At 34.4% G+C, this 16409-nt stretch carries 15 protein-coding genes; 8 read left to right on the forward strand and 7 right to left on the reverse strand.

The features are described 5' to 3' along the window. Positions 1 to 16 precede the first annotated feature (16 nt). The 7 genes from Q0465_RS10270 to Q0465_RS10300 are packed head-to-tail and all read right to left on the reverse strand — an operon-like array spanning position 17 to position 7711. Positions 17 to 952, reverse strand: a complete 936-nt coding sequence (locus tag Q0465_RS10270; protein ID WP_298615846.1) for a glycosyltransferase family 2 protein — start codon at positions 950 to 952, stop codon at positions 17 to 19. Continuing rightward, positions 949 to 2439 (reverse strand): oligosaccharide flippase family protein, encoded by a 1491-nt coding sequence (locus tag Q0465_RS10275; protein ID WP_298615848.1) that lies wholly within the window; start codon positions 2437 to 2439, stop codon positions 949 to 951. The genes Q0465_RS10270 and Q0465_RS10275 overlap by 4 nt, the downstream gene beginning before the upstream one ends. A 44-nt stretch (positions 2440 to 2483) precedes the next feature. Continuing rightward, positions 2484 to 3701: a glycosyltransferase family 4 protein gene (locus tag Q0465_RS10280; RefSeq protein ID WP_298615850.1), complete on the reverse strand. Its 1218-nt coding sequence runs from the start codon at positions 3699 to 3701 to the stop codon at positions 2484 to 2486. Further along, positions 3698 to 4747: a sugar phosphate nucleotidyltransferase gene (locus Q0465_RS10285; RefSeq protein ID WP_298615852.1), complete on the reverse strand. Its 1050-nt coding sequence runs from the start codon at positions 4745 to 4747 to the stop codon at positions 3698 to 3700. Before Q0465_RS10285 ends, Q0465_RS10280 begins: the two co-directional genes overlap by 4 nt. 5 nt (positions 4748 to 4752) lie before the next feature. Then, positions 4753 to 5361, reverse strand: a complete 609-nt coding sequence (locus Q0465_RS10290) for an acetyltransferase (RefSeq protein ID WP_298615854.1) — start codon at positions 5359 to 5361, stop codon at positions 4753 to 4755. Beyond that, complete coding sequence (locus Q0465_RS10295) at positions 5354 to 6487, reverse strand: DegT/DnrJ/EryC1/StrS aminotransferase family protein (RefSeq protein WP_298615855.1); 1134 nt, start codon at positions 6485 to 6487, stop codon at positions 5354 to 5356. Before Q0465_RS10295 ends, Q0465_RS10290 begins: the two co-directional genes overlap by 8 nt. Positions 6488 to 6502: 15 nt before the next feature. Next, positions 6503 to 7711, reverse strand: coding sequence for a UDP-N-acetylglucosamine 4,6-dehydratase (locus Q0465_RS10300; protein WP_298615857.1), 1209 nt, complete (start codon positions 7709 to 7711; stop codon positions 6503 to 6505). A gap of 669 nt (positions 7712 to 8380) precedes the next feature. Between Q0465_RS10300 and Q0465_RS10305 the strand changes: the two genes are divergently transcribed. From Q0465_RS10305 to Q0465_RS10340, 8 genes are all read left to right on the forward strand, one after another. Then, positions 8381 to 8710, forward strand: coding sequence for a hypothetical protein (locus tag Q0465_RS10305; RefSeq protein WP_298615859.1), 330 nt, complete (start codon positions 8381 to 8383; stop codon positions 8708 to 8710). 105 nt (positions 8711 to 8815) lie between these two features. After that, positions 8816 to 9784, forward strand: coding sequence for an SDR family oxidoreductase (locus Q0465_RS10310; protein WP_298615860.1), 969 nt, complete (start codon positions 8816 to 8818; stop codon positions 9782 to 9784). A gap of 28 nt (positions 9785 to 9812) precedes the next feature. Continuing rightward, positions 9813 to 11078 (forward strand): nucleotide sugar dehydrogenase, encoded by a 1266-nt coding sequence (locus Q0465_RS10315; RefSeq protein ID WP_298615862.1) that lies wholly within the window; start codon positions 9813 to 9815, stop codon positions 11076 to 11078. Between the two features lie 2 nt (positions 11079 to 11080). Beyond that, positions 11081 to 12559 carry an oligosaccharide flippase family protein gene (locus Q0465_RS10320; RefSeq protein ID WP_298615864.1) on the forward strand — a complete coding sequence of 493 codons (1479 nt, stop codon included), beginning with the start codon at positions 11081 to 11083 and terminating at the stop codon, positions 12557 to 12559. After that, positions 12556 to 13200: a DapH/DapD/GlmU-related protein gene (locus tag Q0465_RS10325; protein ID WP_298615867.1), complete on the forward strand. Its 645-nt coding sequence runs from the start codon at positions 12556 to 12558 to the stop codon at positions 13198 to 13200. The genes Q0465_RS10320 and Q0465_RS10325 overlap by 4 nt, the downstream gene beginning before the upstream one ends. Next, positions 13184 to 13579, forward strand: coding sequence for an acyltransferase (locus Q0465_RS10330; protein WP_298615869.1), 396 nt, complete (start codon positions 13184 to 13186; stop codon positions 13577 to 13579). The genes Q0465_RS10325 and Q0465_RS10330 overlap by 17 nt, the downstream gene beginning before the upstream one ends. A gap of 623 nt (positions 13580 to 14202) precedes the next feature. Beyond that, positions 14203 to 15294 carry a non-hydrolyzing UDP-N-acetylglucosamine 2-epimerase gene (gene wecB, locus Q0465_RS10335; protein ID WP_298615871.1) on the forward strand — a complete coding sequence of 364 codons (1092 nt, stop codon included), beginning with the start codon at positions 14203 to 14205 and terminating at the stop codon, positions 15292 to 15294. Continuing rightward, positions 15291 to 16409, forward strand: coding sequence for a hypothetical protein (locus tag Q0465_RS10340; RefSeq protein ID WP_298615873.1), 1119 nt, complete (start codon positions 15291 to 15293; stop codon positions 16407 to 16409). The genes wecB and Q0465_RS10340 overlap by 4 nt, the downstream gene beginning before the upstream one ends.

The raw sequence follows: 16409 nt of genomic DNA on the forward strand, positions 1-16409 counted from the left end.
AAGAATGATCATAGGGTTAATGCCTGATAAATAATTGTTTTGCCATGTAAGCGAACTCCAAACCATATTTTTTACAATTCACCCCGTACCTAAAATCCATACTACCCATAAAATACATGACCGACAGGCAAAATAATTTAAATGAGGGCTGAATTCTGAATTTAGACTTTGCGATCTCAAATTTCAACCATTTTTTATCTTTGGGTGATAACGAAAGTATTTTCTCGTATTCAGAAAACAGTTTTATATAAGATTCTAAAGACTCCTTTTTACCAATTTTTGAAGAAGCCCCTATTCCCGAATAATAAATGCCCCCTATAAAATCAAAGTAATAATTTTTATCAGCATATAACTGGACTTGTATATCAATCAACCCATCTGTGAATATACCGATCTCTTTTACAGGCAAAAATCTGGAAAACAATTCTTTACTATAAAATATACCTCTTGCCGAAAATAAGAGGCCCCTGATTTTCAAACTGACAGCATCGTATCCTTTTGCTATCAATTTATTGGATAAAATTAATTCCTTACTATTGGGAAAAATCACCTTCTGATCTGAATAAATACAAAAAGAACCTTTGCTGACATCTATTTGCTGTTCCTGAATGGAATCGTACAACTTTACGAAAAGTCCGTCCACAATAGCATCATCTCCGGAAACATACAAGACGAGATCGCCATTGATATTTTTCTGCCATGTACTTTCTATATTTTTAAAAATCCCTAAATTTTTCTCATTCCGGAACGGCTTGATAATATCCGGATATTTCCGTGCATAGTCCTGAATTACGTCCCAATTATTGTCAGTAGAACAGTCATCGCATATAATGATTTCGGAGAGCCCCCATTCTTTCTGAATTAAAATAGAATCAAGTGCCCGGCCAATCAATTTTTCTTGATTATATGTAATTATTATTACTGTAATTTTATAAGTAATATCCTTCATCATTTTCTGATTTTATTTATCCGATTCCGGATAATGTGGCGTATTCCTATCATTTTATCTAAATAATAATAAGATAAAAAGAGAATACCCGTTAAGGCAATTGCACCTATAATATATCTGTATACAGAATACCCTAATATTCTAAATAAGATAAAAAGAAACGTACATATAAGTATTTGAGGAATAACCATTTTAAAAAAATCATGGTTAAAATGAAAACTAAATTTTTTTCGAGATAAGATATACACTTGAATGGTATAACAAAAATAAGTCAAGCAAAATGCAATCCCCATCCCGGTGAAATTAGCCAGTTTATAACCGATAACGGAAAAAAACAGTGAATAAAAAGAAGTCAGTAACTCGTTCAGAAAAAATGTTTTTGGTTCACCTCTTGCAATAAAACAAAAAGAAATGGACCAACTTAATGCCCGGAAAATCATGCCGAACATAATCCACTCCACCATAGTCGTAATAGCTATAAATTTAGTCGAGTATAACAAAATAACTAATTGTTTAATAAAGACAATAAAAGCAACAATCAAGGGAGATAAAATGGTTATCAAAAGAGTAGCTTGTTTATTTATTGTCAACGACAAGAGATTGGCATCATTGGCTACAGCAGATAATCTGGGAGCATAGTCCGAACTCATCGCATTTAATACGATCCCGACATAAGAGGAAGCTATTGCAATCCCAGCAGTATATAATCCGACATCCAGAATATTACCATAATTAGAAATATAGACCCTTAATAAATAAATTTGACCCGTCCCTACGACCCCCGAAAGAGCTATTGCCATTCCTAAAACTAACATTAACCGACCTTCCTTCCAAAATTCCCGGATGCTCAATTTTATTTTAGGAAATGAAATTTTCCGGGAATAAAACCATACGGCCAAATAACTGCATAAGGAAGTGACGATAATAACCGGAACAATTGCCTTAATTTTCCATATATAATAAAGGGGGATTATAATAAACAATCCTATAAGGTTCCCGATTAATGCTGACTTCGCTATCGCTTTATATTGAAATGTACCCTGAAGTAATACAAAGCGGCCATTATATAATTGGGTGAATAAAACGACAATAGCTATTAGTTTTATGGATACAGAATAGTCGTTATTCCCGAAAGCCCATTCACTTAACAAAGAAGAAAAGCAAAAGGTAATGATCATTCCCAAAATACCAGTAAACCATATTAACTTGCGTAAGACTGTAATGACTATACTTATCTTAGGCGTGTCTCCGGTGGAGTATGCCTGAGATACATCTCTAACTGCACTTGTCCTCAGCCCGAAATTTGTCATCGAAGATATCAAATCAGTAGATGAAGTAAGCATTCCGACTATCCCAACTCCCACCGGGCCAATTAAGAGGGCAACAAATTTATTTTTTATAATGCTCACAATAATTTGAAGGATTTGTACTCCCCCAAATAAAGAAATGGCTTTCGTTATATTTTTGTATGAATTTCTATCTTCTGCCATCAATCATTTTTAACGAAACTCAAAAGAATGAATTTTAAATTTGTTTATACTTTTTTAGAATCGATATGCAAAATGTCATTATAACATTTCATCAATTGCCCGTAAATACGCTCATTTGAATACCTATATTTTATTTCGTCATAAGCATTATCAACAATTTCCCCATACAAAGCTTTATTGTTCAACAGTGTCCAAATTTGCTCAGCTAAGTCTTCAATATCCCTCTCTTTCGCTAACAAAATACATTTTTTAGACTTGTTGAACTCGGGAATTAATCCAACAGGATAAGAGACAACTGGAATTTTTAAAAACATACTTTCCCTGATACTACCGGGCATAGCATCAAAATATGTTGGTAAAGCGTATACTTTTGCTTTAGATACCCACGCAAACAAATCATTATCACTTTTTTGATAACCAGCAAAAACAATATTTTCTTTAATCTTATAATTTGAAATGAACTGGGAAATTCTTTTATAATATTGTTCTGAGCAACTTCCTACGATAAGGGCTTTAAAATTATTTTTCTTTCTAGACAAAATAGCTACCGCCTGAATAAAATCTTCGATACCTTTATTGACAGAGATCCTGCCCCAAAATACTAAATCGAATTCTTTTTTTACAGTAGTCGCATCTATAGACGGTATCTTCGTAGGAAAAATCAGTTCATAAACATTTTTACCGGGATACTTATCCAGAAATTTCCGGAGAAAGTTATTGTCCGTACAAGAAAATGTAAAGTTTTTAAATTCAGAATTTATTTCATTTTCAATCTGTATCCTTTGATTAATGATATAACGTCTGTAAAGATTTCCTTTATTGGCAACATCACTAATCAATCCCTGTATACTTATCAGTACTTTATATTTTCCCAATAAGGGTAAAATACCTTCTGAATAAGTAAAATTTTCAGAACCATATAAGTGAACTATATCAGGATTTATCTTTTCTACAATACGATTCACTTCAGACTTAACCCTACGTCCCTTATTTAAAATAAAAAATAAAGTACTTAAATGATTGGGAATGATTGTCGAATAAAATTTAAATAAATGATAGTGTATTCTATTTATCTCAAAATCATCGTTTTTATTTGTATAATAATTAGGAGCGATAATGTGAATTTCCAGCTCTGTCTGATTTTTAATTACATCTATAAACTGAGGAATCCAAGCTGCAATTTCTTTCTTATCTGTTCCATAGTATTGATTCAATTCAGGACTGGTTAAATGACATAACCAGGCAACCTTTATTCGATTCATACGTTAATCAATTTTAAATAGCCATTCCATTCCCCGATATCGGTCCACGATTTTTCACTGACGGGGAAACACCCAACTTTCCCTCCCTTATTTTTGATCTTTTCTATTAAATCTGTTATATGGAACAATTCATTTTCAGGTATTTCTTTTATTAATCCCGGTTCTAAGAGATAAACGCCGGTATTAATCATATAGGTATATTCCGGTTTCTCCGATAAACCCGTCATGATTCCGTCCTTTGCCGTCTCAATGACTCCATAAGGGATTTGAAAACTTTTCAGTGAAGTTATAAGAGTTATATCATTCCGGTTGGCGCGATGATACTCGTAAACATCCCGGAAATCCTGATCTATAATTATATCGCAGTTTGATAAAAAGAACGGAGTTTTAATTTTATCTTTTAAAAGCGATACGCTACCGATAGTACCTAAAGGTTTGTCTTCTTTAAAAAAACGAATATTATATTTTCGGACCAATTGATTCAGATAAAATTCCAAAATATCATATTTGTAATTTACCGACATATAAAACTGATTACAACCAATGGTTTCGAACTGATCCATTATTGTTTCCAGAATCGTTTTTTCCCCTATTGGAATTAAGGGTTTAGGTATTACATTCGTTAAAGGCTTCAGCCGTGTCCCTTTACCGCCAGCCATTATAACCACAGGCAAATTTATTTTCTCTCTTTCCTGATCAACAGTTTGAGATAAAAATAAATCTTCCCAATAATAAACTTTTTCTAATTTCCCTTCTAAAGAAATAACCGGCATACATTCGGCCCGTAATTCTAACATTTTTGCCTTAATTACCTCAATCGGATCTTGCGCTGAACAATACTTTTTATTATGAATATCCAATATATGCTCAATATTCATATTCAAATCACAATCTGAAATAATGGCCCTCTGAATGTCACCTATCGTCAATAAGGAAAGAAATTTATCATCCGAGAAAACCAATAAAGATTTTACCCGCTCTTCATCCATTTTTTTCAACGCTTCAATAATGGATAAAGAACTTTGAATAACCCTTGATTTATTCATTATAATTATTTTGCAGGAATTCCTTTTACTATTGTATTCGGTTGCACTCGTTTAGTAACAACTGCCCCGGCGCCTACAATAACGTTTTCGCCAATGACAATTTCCGGTAAAAGAGTCGCATTGGCACCAATATAAGAGGCCTCATTTACAATAACCTTTCCTAATAATACAGCATCGGGGGCCACGGTAGCATAATCTTTTACCTGACAATCATGCATAACATTAGCATTAGTATTCAGCTTTACCATTTTCCCCACATTGACATTGGAAGAAATATGGACACCCCTTTGCACAATTGTTCCTTCCCCTATTTTTGCACTACGGGAGACATAAGCATCCTTACTAATCAAAGATGCCACCTTAAAACCAATCTGTGCATAGTAATTGTACAACTTAAAGCGGATACGGGGCAGATCAGGAGTAATTAAAACCGGTACTTCTTTATAGAAATCATACAATCGTTCCGCATCCCCGTCTTTCCCTAAAACCGGACATCCCCAATAGGTTTGTTCTGTCAGATGAGGATCGATTATTCCGGTTATCTGAACTTTATTTTCTTCACAAAGTTCAATAATTTCATGGAACCCTCCTACCAAGATGACTTTCTTATCCATGAATGGCGTTGTTTACCGTACAGGCAATAAACTCGATCTGTTCATCAGTCAATGCCGCATACATCGGTAGGGTTATCTCATTATCACTCACGTATTCTGTCTGTGGCAATACAGCTCCATAATCTTTGTATATAGAAAAACGGTGAACCGCAGGATAATGATTACTTGTTTGTATGCCGGCAGCATGGATTTCATCTCTGATTTTATCCCTTCTCTCCCTTGTAGAACCGCTTATTACGATCGGCATAATATAATTAGAAACAAATTCTGAGTTAGCCGCAAAGGGTACGACAATCCCTTCTATTTTTGATAATTCTTCGATATATTTACTTCTTACGTGAACTCGTTTTTCCAAATCAGCCTGCAATTTTCTCATTTGTACGCAACCAATTGAAGCCCGTATATCATCCATTCTGAAATTATATCCTAAATCGACAATATCATAAGAAGTCGCATGTCCTTTTGCCCTTTGATAGGACATTGTTGTCATTCCATGAGAACGTAGGGAACGGGCCTTAGAAGCAATTTCCTCGTTATTGGTAATCAGCATCCCCCCTTCACCTGTACTGATATTTTTATTGGAAAAAAAACTAAATGTAGCCACATCCCCAATGGTTCCTAATTTCTTCCCATGGTATTCGGAGAGCGGCCCGTGACAAGCATCTTCAATAACTCTCAAACCGTATTCTTCTGCTATTTTTATTATCTCATCCATTTTTGCAGGAAATCCTGCCATATGGACAACAACCACAGCTTTCGTTTTAGACGTTATCTTCTTTTTAATATCCTCCGGATCAATATTTATATGTTCCGGTCCAACAATATCACAAAAAACAGGAGTCGCACCTACATATCGGATACAATTTACCGAAGCTGCAAAAGTTAAAGAAGGACATAACACTTCATCCCCCGGTCCAATACCGCACGTTAAGCAGGCCAAATGCAAAGCATCCGTACAATTAGATAAACTTACTGCATATTTCACCCTCATCATTTCAACAAACAGTTTTTCTAATTCCTCACATTTAGGACCGGTTGAAATCCACTTTGAACGTATTGTCTGTGTTACAGCCTGAATTTCTTCTTCGTCGAAATTTAACTGAAATAAAGGAATTTGATATTCCATGATCACTCTGATTAATTACATTTTTTGGTCCAGATTCCTTCCCTTTTCTTCGTGTTCAAAATTGGGAATGAAATCTTTTAATATAGCCACAACCTCATCTTTGGTAAAATCCGGCTTTGAAAACGTTTTATTCAGATTATAAAATAGGAGATCCAGTTCTTCTATGGAACGGGATTTAACCTCTTCAATAACTCCCAAAGAAGAAAAACGATCCCAATTCAATTTCTCTCCCGGTACATAAAACTCTTCGAAATCTTTTTCTCCTGTCGTATCACTTTTAAAATAAACAACAGGATATATTTTCGGATTCTCCTCCATTTTTACAGCAAATTCTTTTGCTTCATCTTCGCTCTTACAATACCTGACCTCATACCCCAGCGTTCGTAAGAATTTATCACAAATCGCCGAAAAGGTCATCATCTGCTCTTCACCTAATTTCGGAAAAAAGATTTCCCGATTTTTTCCCAATATACAAGCCAGCATACAGATCTGTCCACTTTCTTCCGGAGAAACAAAATAACGTTTCACATCACAAGGAGCTGCAAGGGGCTGGTGTTTCATCAGACGTTCGATGAATCCAGCTAATAAAGAGCCGTTCGAAAAAGCGACATTGGCGAAACGGGCCGTAGAAACCTTAAACTTATCTGCATAAGCCATGATCATATCCTCCATGATCCGCTTGCTTCCACCCATAATATTAACCGGATTGGCGGCTTTATCCGTAGAAACACAGAAAAAATGCCGGGGAGGGAATTCTACCAGCAGATCCAATAATTTCCTGGCTTTTATAACGTTGTTTTCAATTAAAGCTTCTACCGAATATTGATCTTTTTCACTCCGGACATGTTTGTGGGCAGAGAAATTAGCTACAATATCAAAACCTTTTTCCTTCCGGAAAATTTTTTCAAAAATCGGATCCGCATAACTGACCGGATAAGTCTTATAATTTTCCGGCATATAGAGTCCGTATGTAGAACGCAAATCACGGGTCAGTTCCGTTAATCCGTTTTCGCTGATATCTACTACAACTAATCTCGACGGTTTAAAAGGAAGGAGAGCCCGTATATAGGATGAACCGATCGTCCCTGCTCCTCCAATAACCAACACTTTTTTACCTTCAATTTCCTGTTTCAGTTGCTCATGGTTTGCTTCTATATCAGAAACAAACAGGCTGACCGGACGACAGGTAATATGATCAATTATGAATTTGTTTATATTCAACATATTTAGTGAAAAACAGATATATACTATTTATAAAATAAAACAGTCCGGAAAATTCAGGGGAAAACATGCCTTCTACTTAATTTACAAACATTTAAATAAAATTATTTAAAGTAAAAAACAATTTTATTTAAATTCAAATTTACCAAAAAAAACGCTCGTTTTTATTGTCAAAAATTTTGTCTACAGAAATTTTACATTTCTATACTGAATGCCATTTATTTTAATAGAAGCAAATTTAATACGGAATGGAATTGAAATCTAAAAATTAAAGCTATTATTTATGGCTTCGCCCGGTAAGTCCCACCTTTTGTGAGTCAGAATAGTCTCTCTACCTATTTCAGCTACAAAATTACATATAAAAAACAAATTTCAAAGTCATTTAAGGCATAATATTCCTACAATTATTAACATATATAACATTTAAATATCTTTTCAATTCCTTTTATGGTAAAAATTAAATTTTAGAAGTTGGAAGGTTATAAAATAAACTTTAAAATATTTCATTTAAATTTCCTTGTAATAAAGATTCACATTTAGATTTCGTTTCCCCTTAAAAAACGAGCGTTTATTTTAGTTAAATTTTCAATAAATTTCTTCTCTTTCTTCACTTTAAATAAGATATAATAAATAATTATAATTCATGCGAATCAGTAGTTGAACGTTGTATAGGTGCAAGTATATACCGGAGATACAGAGAGTGTGTATAAAACGCTGAACATCCTCGAATTTGCAATTATGCTGGAAAATATAGCTCCTTTTCTGATCGGTTTGGTTGTCGGCTGGATGATTTTTTATTTCATCCGCCGTTATAAGAAGTTCACCCCCACGATGTTGGTAGCGTCTGTTGCTTCCATTCTCGGTGGTGCCCGAATTTTTTCGCTGGTAAGCATCTGCGGGCATTCCGGCAGTCTCAACCTGCACCCTTGGCGTTTTCTGGAGGTACTGCTAGTTTCCTTTTACAACCTTACACATTTTACTTGTCGCAATTTTCTACAATAGGCGACGAATCTGAAACTAAAAGAGTTTAACAGTCCTTCTTCTGCAGTAAAGAAGTAAAAGAAACGTAAAGTTGTTAAAAGTAAGAATTCACTATAAAATAATCAAATGAAAGTTTTAGTAACAGGAGGAGCCGGTTTTATCGGTTCCAATTTATGTGAGGCATTGCTTGCTCAGGATCATGAGGTGGTTTGTCTGGATAACTTTGCTACCGGTCACATTGAAAACTTACTTCCCTTGATCCAACAGTATCCGATCACATTCAAACTTATCGTCGGTGATATACGCAACCCGGAAGACTGTCGTAAGGCCGTTGATGGAGTGGAGTATGTCCTGCACGAAGCTGCCCTCGGTTCCGTACCTCGTAGCATCAAGGACCCAATTACCACTAATGCCACTAATATCAGTGGCTTTTTAAACATGCTTATAGCTGCACGGGATGCAGGAGTAAAGCGATTTGTCTATGCCGCTAGCAGTTCTACATACGGTGATAGTAAAACTCTGCCTAAGGTGGAGGACATCATTGGCAAACCTCTCTCCCCTTATGCTATCACCAAATACGTCAATGAACTTTATGCCGATGTATTTGCACGTACCTATGGGATGGAAACCATAGGCCTGCGTTATTTCAATGTTTTCGGTCGCCGTCAGGATCCGCATGGTGCCTATGCTGCTGTTATCCCCCTATTTGTAAAGAAATTTATGGCTCATGAGAGTCCTGTCATCAACGGGGACGGGGAATACAGCCGTGACTTTACCTACATCGACAATGTCGTTCAGATGAATCTGCTGGCTCTTTCGACAGAGAATGCCCAGGCTGTAAATCAAGTTTATAATACAGCCTACGGTGAGCGTACTACTTTAAACCAATTGGTAAAATATTTAAAAGAATACTTAAGTGAATTTGATCCTGAAATCGGTAATGTTGAAGTCCTCCATGGTCCAAATCGGGTAGGTGATATACCCCATTCTTTGGCTTGTATCGACAAAGCCCGCACACTGTTGGGTTATGCTCCCCGCTTCAGCATGAAGGAAGGTTTGAAGGAAGCCGTAAAGTGGTATTGGGAAAATCTATAATATTCAGTTAAGTTAATTATACATTGTTATGTCAGAAACAAAAATTTGTGTCATTGGTCTGGGGTATGTAGGTTTGCCCCTGGCTCGCCTGTTTTCAACGAAATATAAAACTATCGGTTTTGATATGAATCCCTCTCGAGTGGAAGCCCTGATGGACGGTCATGATGCTACGCTTGAAGTCAGCGATGAGCTTCTACAAAGCGCTATTCAGCATGGTTTTGTCTGTACAAGCCAGATAGAAGATATTCGAGACTGTAATTTTTATGTCGTAGCTGTTCCGACACCCGTTGACAAAAACAATAATCCCGACCTCACACCGCTTTACGGAGCCAGTACAACGGTGGGGAAAGTTATTTCCAAAGGCGATATCGTAGTCTATGAATCTACGGTTTATCCCGGGGTAACGGAAGATGAATGTATCCCGGTGGTGGAAAAGGTTAGTGGACTAAAATTCAATGAGGACTTCTATGCCGGCTATTCTCCGGAACGGATTAATCCCGGGGACAAACAACATACGGTTGAACACATCAAAAAGGTAACCTCTGGTTCTACTCCGGAGATCGGGAGAAAAGTGAATGAAATCTATGCTTCCGTCATTACTGCCGGAACACATCTGGCACCATCGATCAAAGTAGCAGAAGCGGCGAAAGTCATCGAAAACTCTCAGCGGGATATCAACATTGCCTTTGTCAATGAGTTGTCCAAGATCTTTACCCGGATGGGCATCGATACCCAGGATGTGCTGGAAGCGGCTTCCACCAAATGGAATTTCCTGCCTTTCAAACCAGGTTTGGTCGGTGGACACTGCATAGGTGTGGATCCTTACTATCTGGCACAGTGTGCCCAGCGCTATGGCTACAATCCAGAGATCATCCTGGCCGGTCGCCGCATGAACGACGGTATGGGTGAATATGTGGCAAACGAGGTGATCAAGCTGATGCTGAAAAAGGGAATACAGGTGTTGAATTCAAATATCTTAATTCTGGGCTTTACCTTTAAGGAGAATTGCCCGGATGTCCGGAATACCAAGGTAATAGACATCTATAAGGCACTCAAGCAGTATAATCTGAATATTACGATTTATGATCCATGGGCGAACCCGGCTATTGTGGAACGTGAATATGGAATCCATGTGATCAATGAACTTTCCATCGAAAAGGCTGATGCCGTAATTATGGCTGTGGCTCACAATGAGTTTAAGACGCTAGAAGTTGAGTCTTTTGTAAACGACAAGCATGTCGTTTTTGACGTAAAGGGATTTATGAATAAGAAAATTATAGACGGGAGACTGTAAAAGTGGTAGAAACAAATAACACCAGGCAAGCTGCTTGGATTGCACTAGGTAGCTTGTTTTCATTTGGTTTTGGAATAGTTAGTTCCATGATTCTCAGTCGTTATTTTGATAAGGCTGATTATGGAACTTATAAACAAGTATTATATGTTTACAATACATTGTTAACTGTATTTACTTTAGGATTACCTAAGGCTTTTTCTTATTTTTTACCAAGAGTGAAAATATCACAAGCCAAAAGTTTGATAAAAAAAATTACTAATTTATTTTTTATTCTAGGATTTCTTTTTTCTACATTACTATTTCTTTTTTCCTCACAAATTGCTTCATTCCTGAAAAATCCTGATTTAGTTTTAGCTTTAAGGATATTTGCAATTGTTCCTTTTTTAATGTTACCAACCATGGGGTTAGAGGGAATATTAGCAACGTATAAAAAAACAAAATTTATGGCGATATATACCATAGTGACGCGTATGGTAATGTTGTTGTGTGTAGCTATTCCTGTTATGGTATTTGGGGTTGGTTATATAGGAGCTATTCTTGGTTTTGTCATCGCATCATTTGTTTCTTTTATACTTGCTTTAAATTTTAAATATTTTCCTGTAAAAAGACAGGGTAATGAAAAATGTAATATTACCAATATTGAAATATTTAAATTTTCATTGCCTTTATTATATGCTAGTCTATGGGGAACTATTATTGCTTCTTCCGATCAATTCTTTATAAGTCGATATTTTGGAAATGAAATTTTTGCTGAGTTTAGCAATGGATTCATGGAATTACCTTTTGTGGGCATGCTAACAGGAGCCTGTGCAACTGTTCTTTCTCCAATTTTTGCAAGGATGAATCATGAGAAATTGGACCCCCAATCAGAGATTTTTCCTATATGGGCTTCTGTTTTTAAGAAAACAGCAATGTTGATTTATCCATTAATTGCATATTGTTGGGTTTTTGCAGACACTGTAATGATTGTAATGTATGGTCAACAATATGAAAATTCATATATTTATTTTAGAATTAAGCTGATAGCAAACTTTTTTACATTAATTGTATATGCTCCTTTGATAATTAATATAGGGAAAGTGAAATTTTATTCTAATGTTCATATGTTTGGCGCTATAGTATTAGTTTGTTTAGAATATTTAAGTATCAGAACTGTTGATTCTCCCTATACTATAGCCGGTATTTCTCTTATCTGTTTATTAGGAAGAATATATTGTATGTTAAGTTTGGTTGCCAAGTTCTTTAATTTGAAGATTTATCAACTCTTTCCTGTAAAATTAATCGCTTTGATTTTGCTGCCGTCTACAATATTTCTTTTCATAATACATTATATATTAATAAATGTACTTGATATGAATGATATTACAGTGTTTCTTATTAGTTCATTTTTATATATAGTGTCGTATTCTATATATGCTTTTTGTATTAAATTGGATTATTTGTCGCTTATAAAACCATTAAGAATGCACAGGTTGGCATGAAAACAATTCTAAAGAAAATATTATTTTACTTGTTTCCCCTTATAAAAGCATATGTTGATTTTTCTTATTCTATAACAAATAAGGTAACACTATGGGATTTTGTTCATTTTAGATTCCGAAAAGACAAAAATGTATATTGGCCATTGCATAAAAATTCTGAAGTTACGCATCCTCAAAATATATTTGTCGGAATAAACTCTAATGCGGGTACAAGACCTGGATGTTATTTACAAGGGAATGGAGGAATATACATTGGTAATTATGTTCATTTTGCTTCTAATATTGGAATTATCAGTGGAAATCATGATGTGTACAACCAAATGCAACATGTAAATAGAGAAGTAAGAATAGGAGATTATTGTTGGATTGGTATGAATGTGGTTATATTACCAGGAGTAGTCTTAGGGACTCGTACAATTGTTGGTGCAGGAAGTATTGTTACTAAAAGTTTTCCTGACGGATATTGTATTTTAGCGGGTAATCCTGCCAAAATAATCAAAAATCTTGATAAGGATAAGTTCGTTGCAACACAATTTAAAACAGAGTATTATGGTTTTATCCCTAAAAATAAATTTCGTAAATTCTCTAATAAGCACTTGTGGAATAATAAATATCTAAATAAGAATGAGCAATCAGAATAAATTAGATTCTTTACAATATATCCGTGCATTTGCTGCCATATGGGTTCTGATTACACATGTGTTGCAACATTTGAACATTAAACCTTGGGGTTATTTATTATCCGGACAATATGGAGTAGATGTTTTTTTTATTCTGTCTGGTTTTATTATTTATTTGACAACAAAAGCAGATTCTAATTGGAAAGTATTTACTGTAAAAAGATTATTTAGAATTTATCCGGTATACATTGTTGCTTTGCTATTATATGGAATATACAGCTATGATTCACTTCAACTTACTTCAATTTCCGTAATTAAAAATATATTAATGTGCCCTTGGGGGAACACTATCGGATATAGGAGTTTAATTGTTGGTCAAGCTTGGTCTACTTGCTATTAATTGTATTTCTATTTTACAATGGGGGTATTATTATATTTAGGTGTTACAAAAAAATATATAATACCTCTATTGTCGGTACTATTTATCTTTGGTTTTATTTTAAATAAAGTGAGAGGATTTGAATGTGGTTTTGGCAAATATATTTATAGTTTAATAGTATCTGTACATATCTTTAAGTTTTGTATCGGTATATTGTTTGCTATGTTTTATAATAGTTTGAAAAAAATTAATATTCATAATAATTTATATAGGGTGATATTTGTGGGTGTTCAAGTTTTCTTTCTATATGTTTTATTTTCAAAATATAATAATCTATTTATAGCTATTCTCTCATCTTCTTTATTTTTTGTTGTATGGTTGTTAGCTAATGAAAAATTGAAGCAGGGGACAAACGAGAAGGTTCATAAATTTATCGTGTATTTGGGAGATATCTCTTTTTCCATTTATTTGATACATAATTTAGTAATAAAAGTTTTGTTATACCAATTTAGTATAGATTCTTTTTTGATACTCTTAATTGGAACCTTTGCTTTAACATTTATAATGTCTCATTTCTTATATAAATATGTAGAAATACGATTTATAAATAAAGCCAAAATAATATCTCAAAAAATTATAAGCAAATGATAATAACAATTGTTGCAGGAGCAAGACCTAATTTCATGAAGATTGCTCCGATTATTCATGCTATTCAAAAAGCACAGGATAAAAAAAGAAATATCTCTTATCGTTTAGTCCATACTGGTCAACACTATGATAAGAATATGAGTGATACATTTTTTGAAGAACTTAATATTCCTAGACCAGATGTGAATCTTGGCGTCGGGAGTGGATCACAAGCCGAACAAACGGCTGGAATCATGATCGCTTTCGAAAAGGAATTACTACGAAATCCCACAGATTTAGTTATTGTTGTTGGAGATGTAACCTCTACAATGGCTTGCTCTATTGTAGCCAAAAAACTTAATATAAAAGTGGCACATATAGAGGCTGGTATAAGAAGTTGGGACTTAACTATGCCGGAAGAAATAAATCGTATGGTAACAGACGTACTAGCTGATTATTATTTCACGACTTCTGAAATAGCAAATATAAATTTAAAAAATATAGGTGTAAAATCCGATAGGATATTTTTTGTTGGAAATGTAATGATCGATACCTTACTAGCCAACATGAAAAGATTAAAGAAACCAGAAATTTTTGATTCGTTGGGATTGGAAGAAAAAAAATATTTAATGCTCACCTTACATCGCCCTGCTAATGTGGATGAATCGGAAAAATTAAAAGCTCTGATGTCTGAAATTGTAAATAATGTACGCGGCTTGCCAATAATCTTTCCAATACATCCTCGAACTGCAAAAATCTTTTCTGAGCTTGGAATTCAAGCTAATAATTTACATATCGTTGCTCCTATGGGATACCTAGAATTCAATTATATGGTTAAACATTGTAAAGCTGTTATCACTGATTCGGGCGGAATAACAGAAGAGACTACTGTTATGGGAATACCTTGTATTACATTAAGGGATAACACTGAACGCCCTGAGACCTGTGTAATTGGTACCAACGAATTGGTGGGTAATACCCCCAAAGTCATCAAGCCGATTTTAAATAAATTGTTTTCCGGTAATTGGAAAAAAGGCAATATCCCTGAATTATGGGATGGAAAAACAAGCGAAAGAATAATAGATATCCTTTTAGGTTTGCAATTATGAATAATAAACCTTTAAAAATAGTTATTATTACGCAAGGAGTTTATCCAGCGTTAGATCCGCGTTCTCATAGATCTACCCAATTGGCAATAGGGTTAGCTGATATGGGACATAATGTGACAGTGTATGCCTTATTGGGTAAATATGATTATTCAGAATTACAAAAAGAAAGAAATCTTACATTTAAAAATTTAGGTGTTTCTCGTTGGGGAATGAGTGATAGTGATAATAATTCTAAACATACAATACTCAATAGAGGACTGAAAAAACTATTTTGGAAAGTATGTCTTTTCCCAGATATAGAATTAGTACCCATGATTAAGCGCGTATTACGTCAAGAGAAAAATATAGATTTACTGATATCAATAGCAGTTCCTTATATCGATCATTTTGGGGTTGCTTTATGTAAAAACTTAGATGCCAAATGTTGGGTGTCGGATTGTGGGGACCCTTTTACAGGAAATCCGTTTCATAAAATGCCGTTTTATTTTAAGTATATTGAAAAATATTGGTGTAAAAAAACAGACTATATCACAGTTCCCATAAAAGCAGCTAAAAATGGATATTTGGAGAAGTTTAGAAATAAGATAAAAGTAATACCTCAAGGGTTTGATTTTAGAAATATAAAATTAGCAGAGTATAAAGTTAATATTATTCCAACATTTGTTTATTCCGGTGCTGTATACAAAAATTTACGAGATCCTTCTGCGTTTCTGAAATATTTAACCATATTGGATTTTCCATTTCATTTTATAGTATATTCAGTAGGGGGAACTATTTTTGAAAATTTTAGTGAGCAATTAGGTAATAAAATGGAAATAAGACCGTACGTGGAAAGGAATCAACTTTTATATGAACTTTCAAAAGTTGATTTTTTAATTAATATCAAAAATAAATCAGAAATACAACAGCCAAGTAAGTTGATAGATTACGCGATGACAAAACGTCCTATTTTAACTCTTACATCAGACTTTCTTTCAGATGAAAGAACAGCTTTTGACGAATTTTTAAAAAGAGATTATACACACCAAACATTAGTTGAAAACATTGATGACTACAATATTGAAAATGTAGCACGTAAATTTACTAATATATATTACAATAAAATAAACAGTTAG

This window comes from uncultured Odoribacter sp. (genome assembly GCF_937966165.1).
GTDB lineage: Bacteria > Bacteroidota > Bacteroidia > Bacteroidales > Marinifilaceae > Culturomica.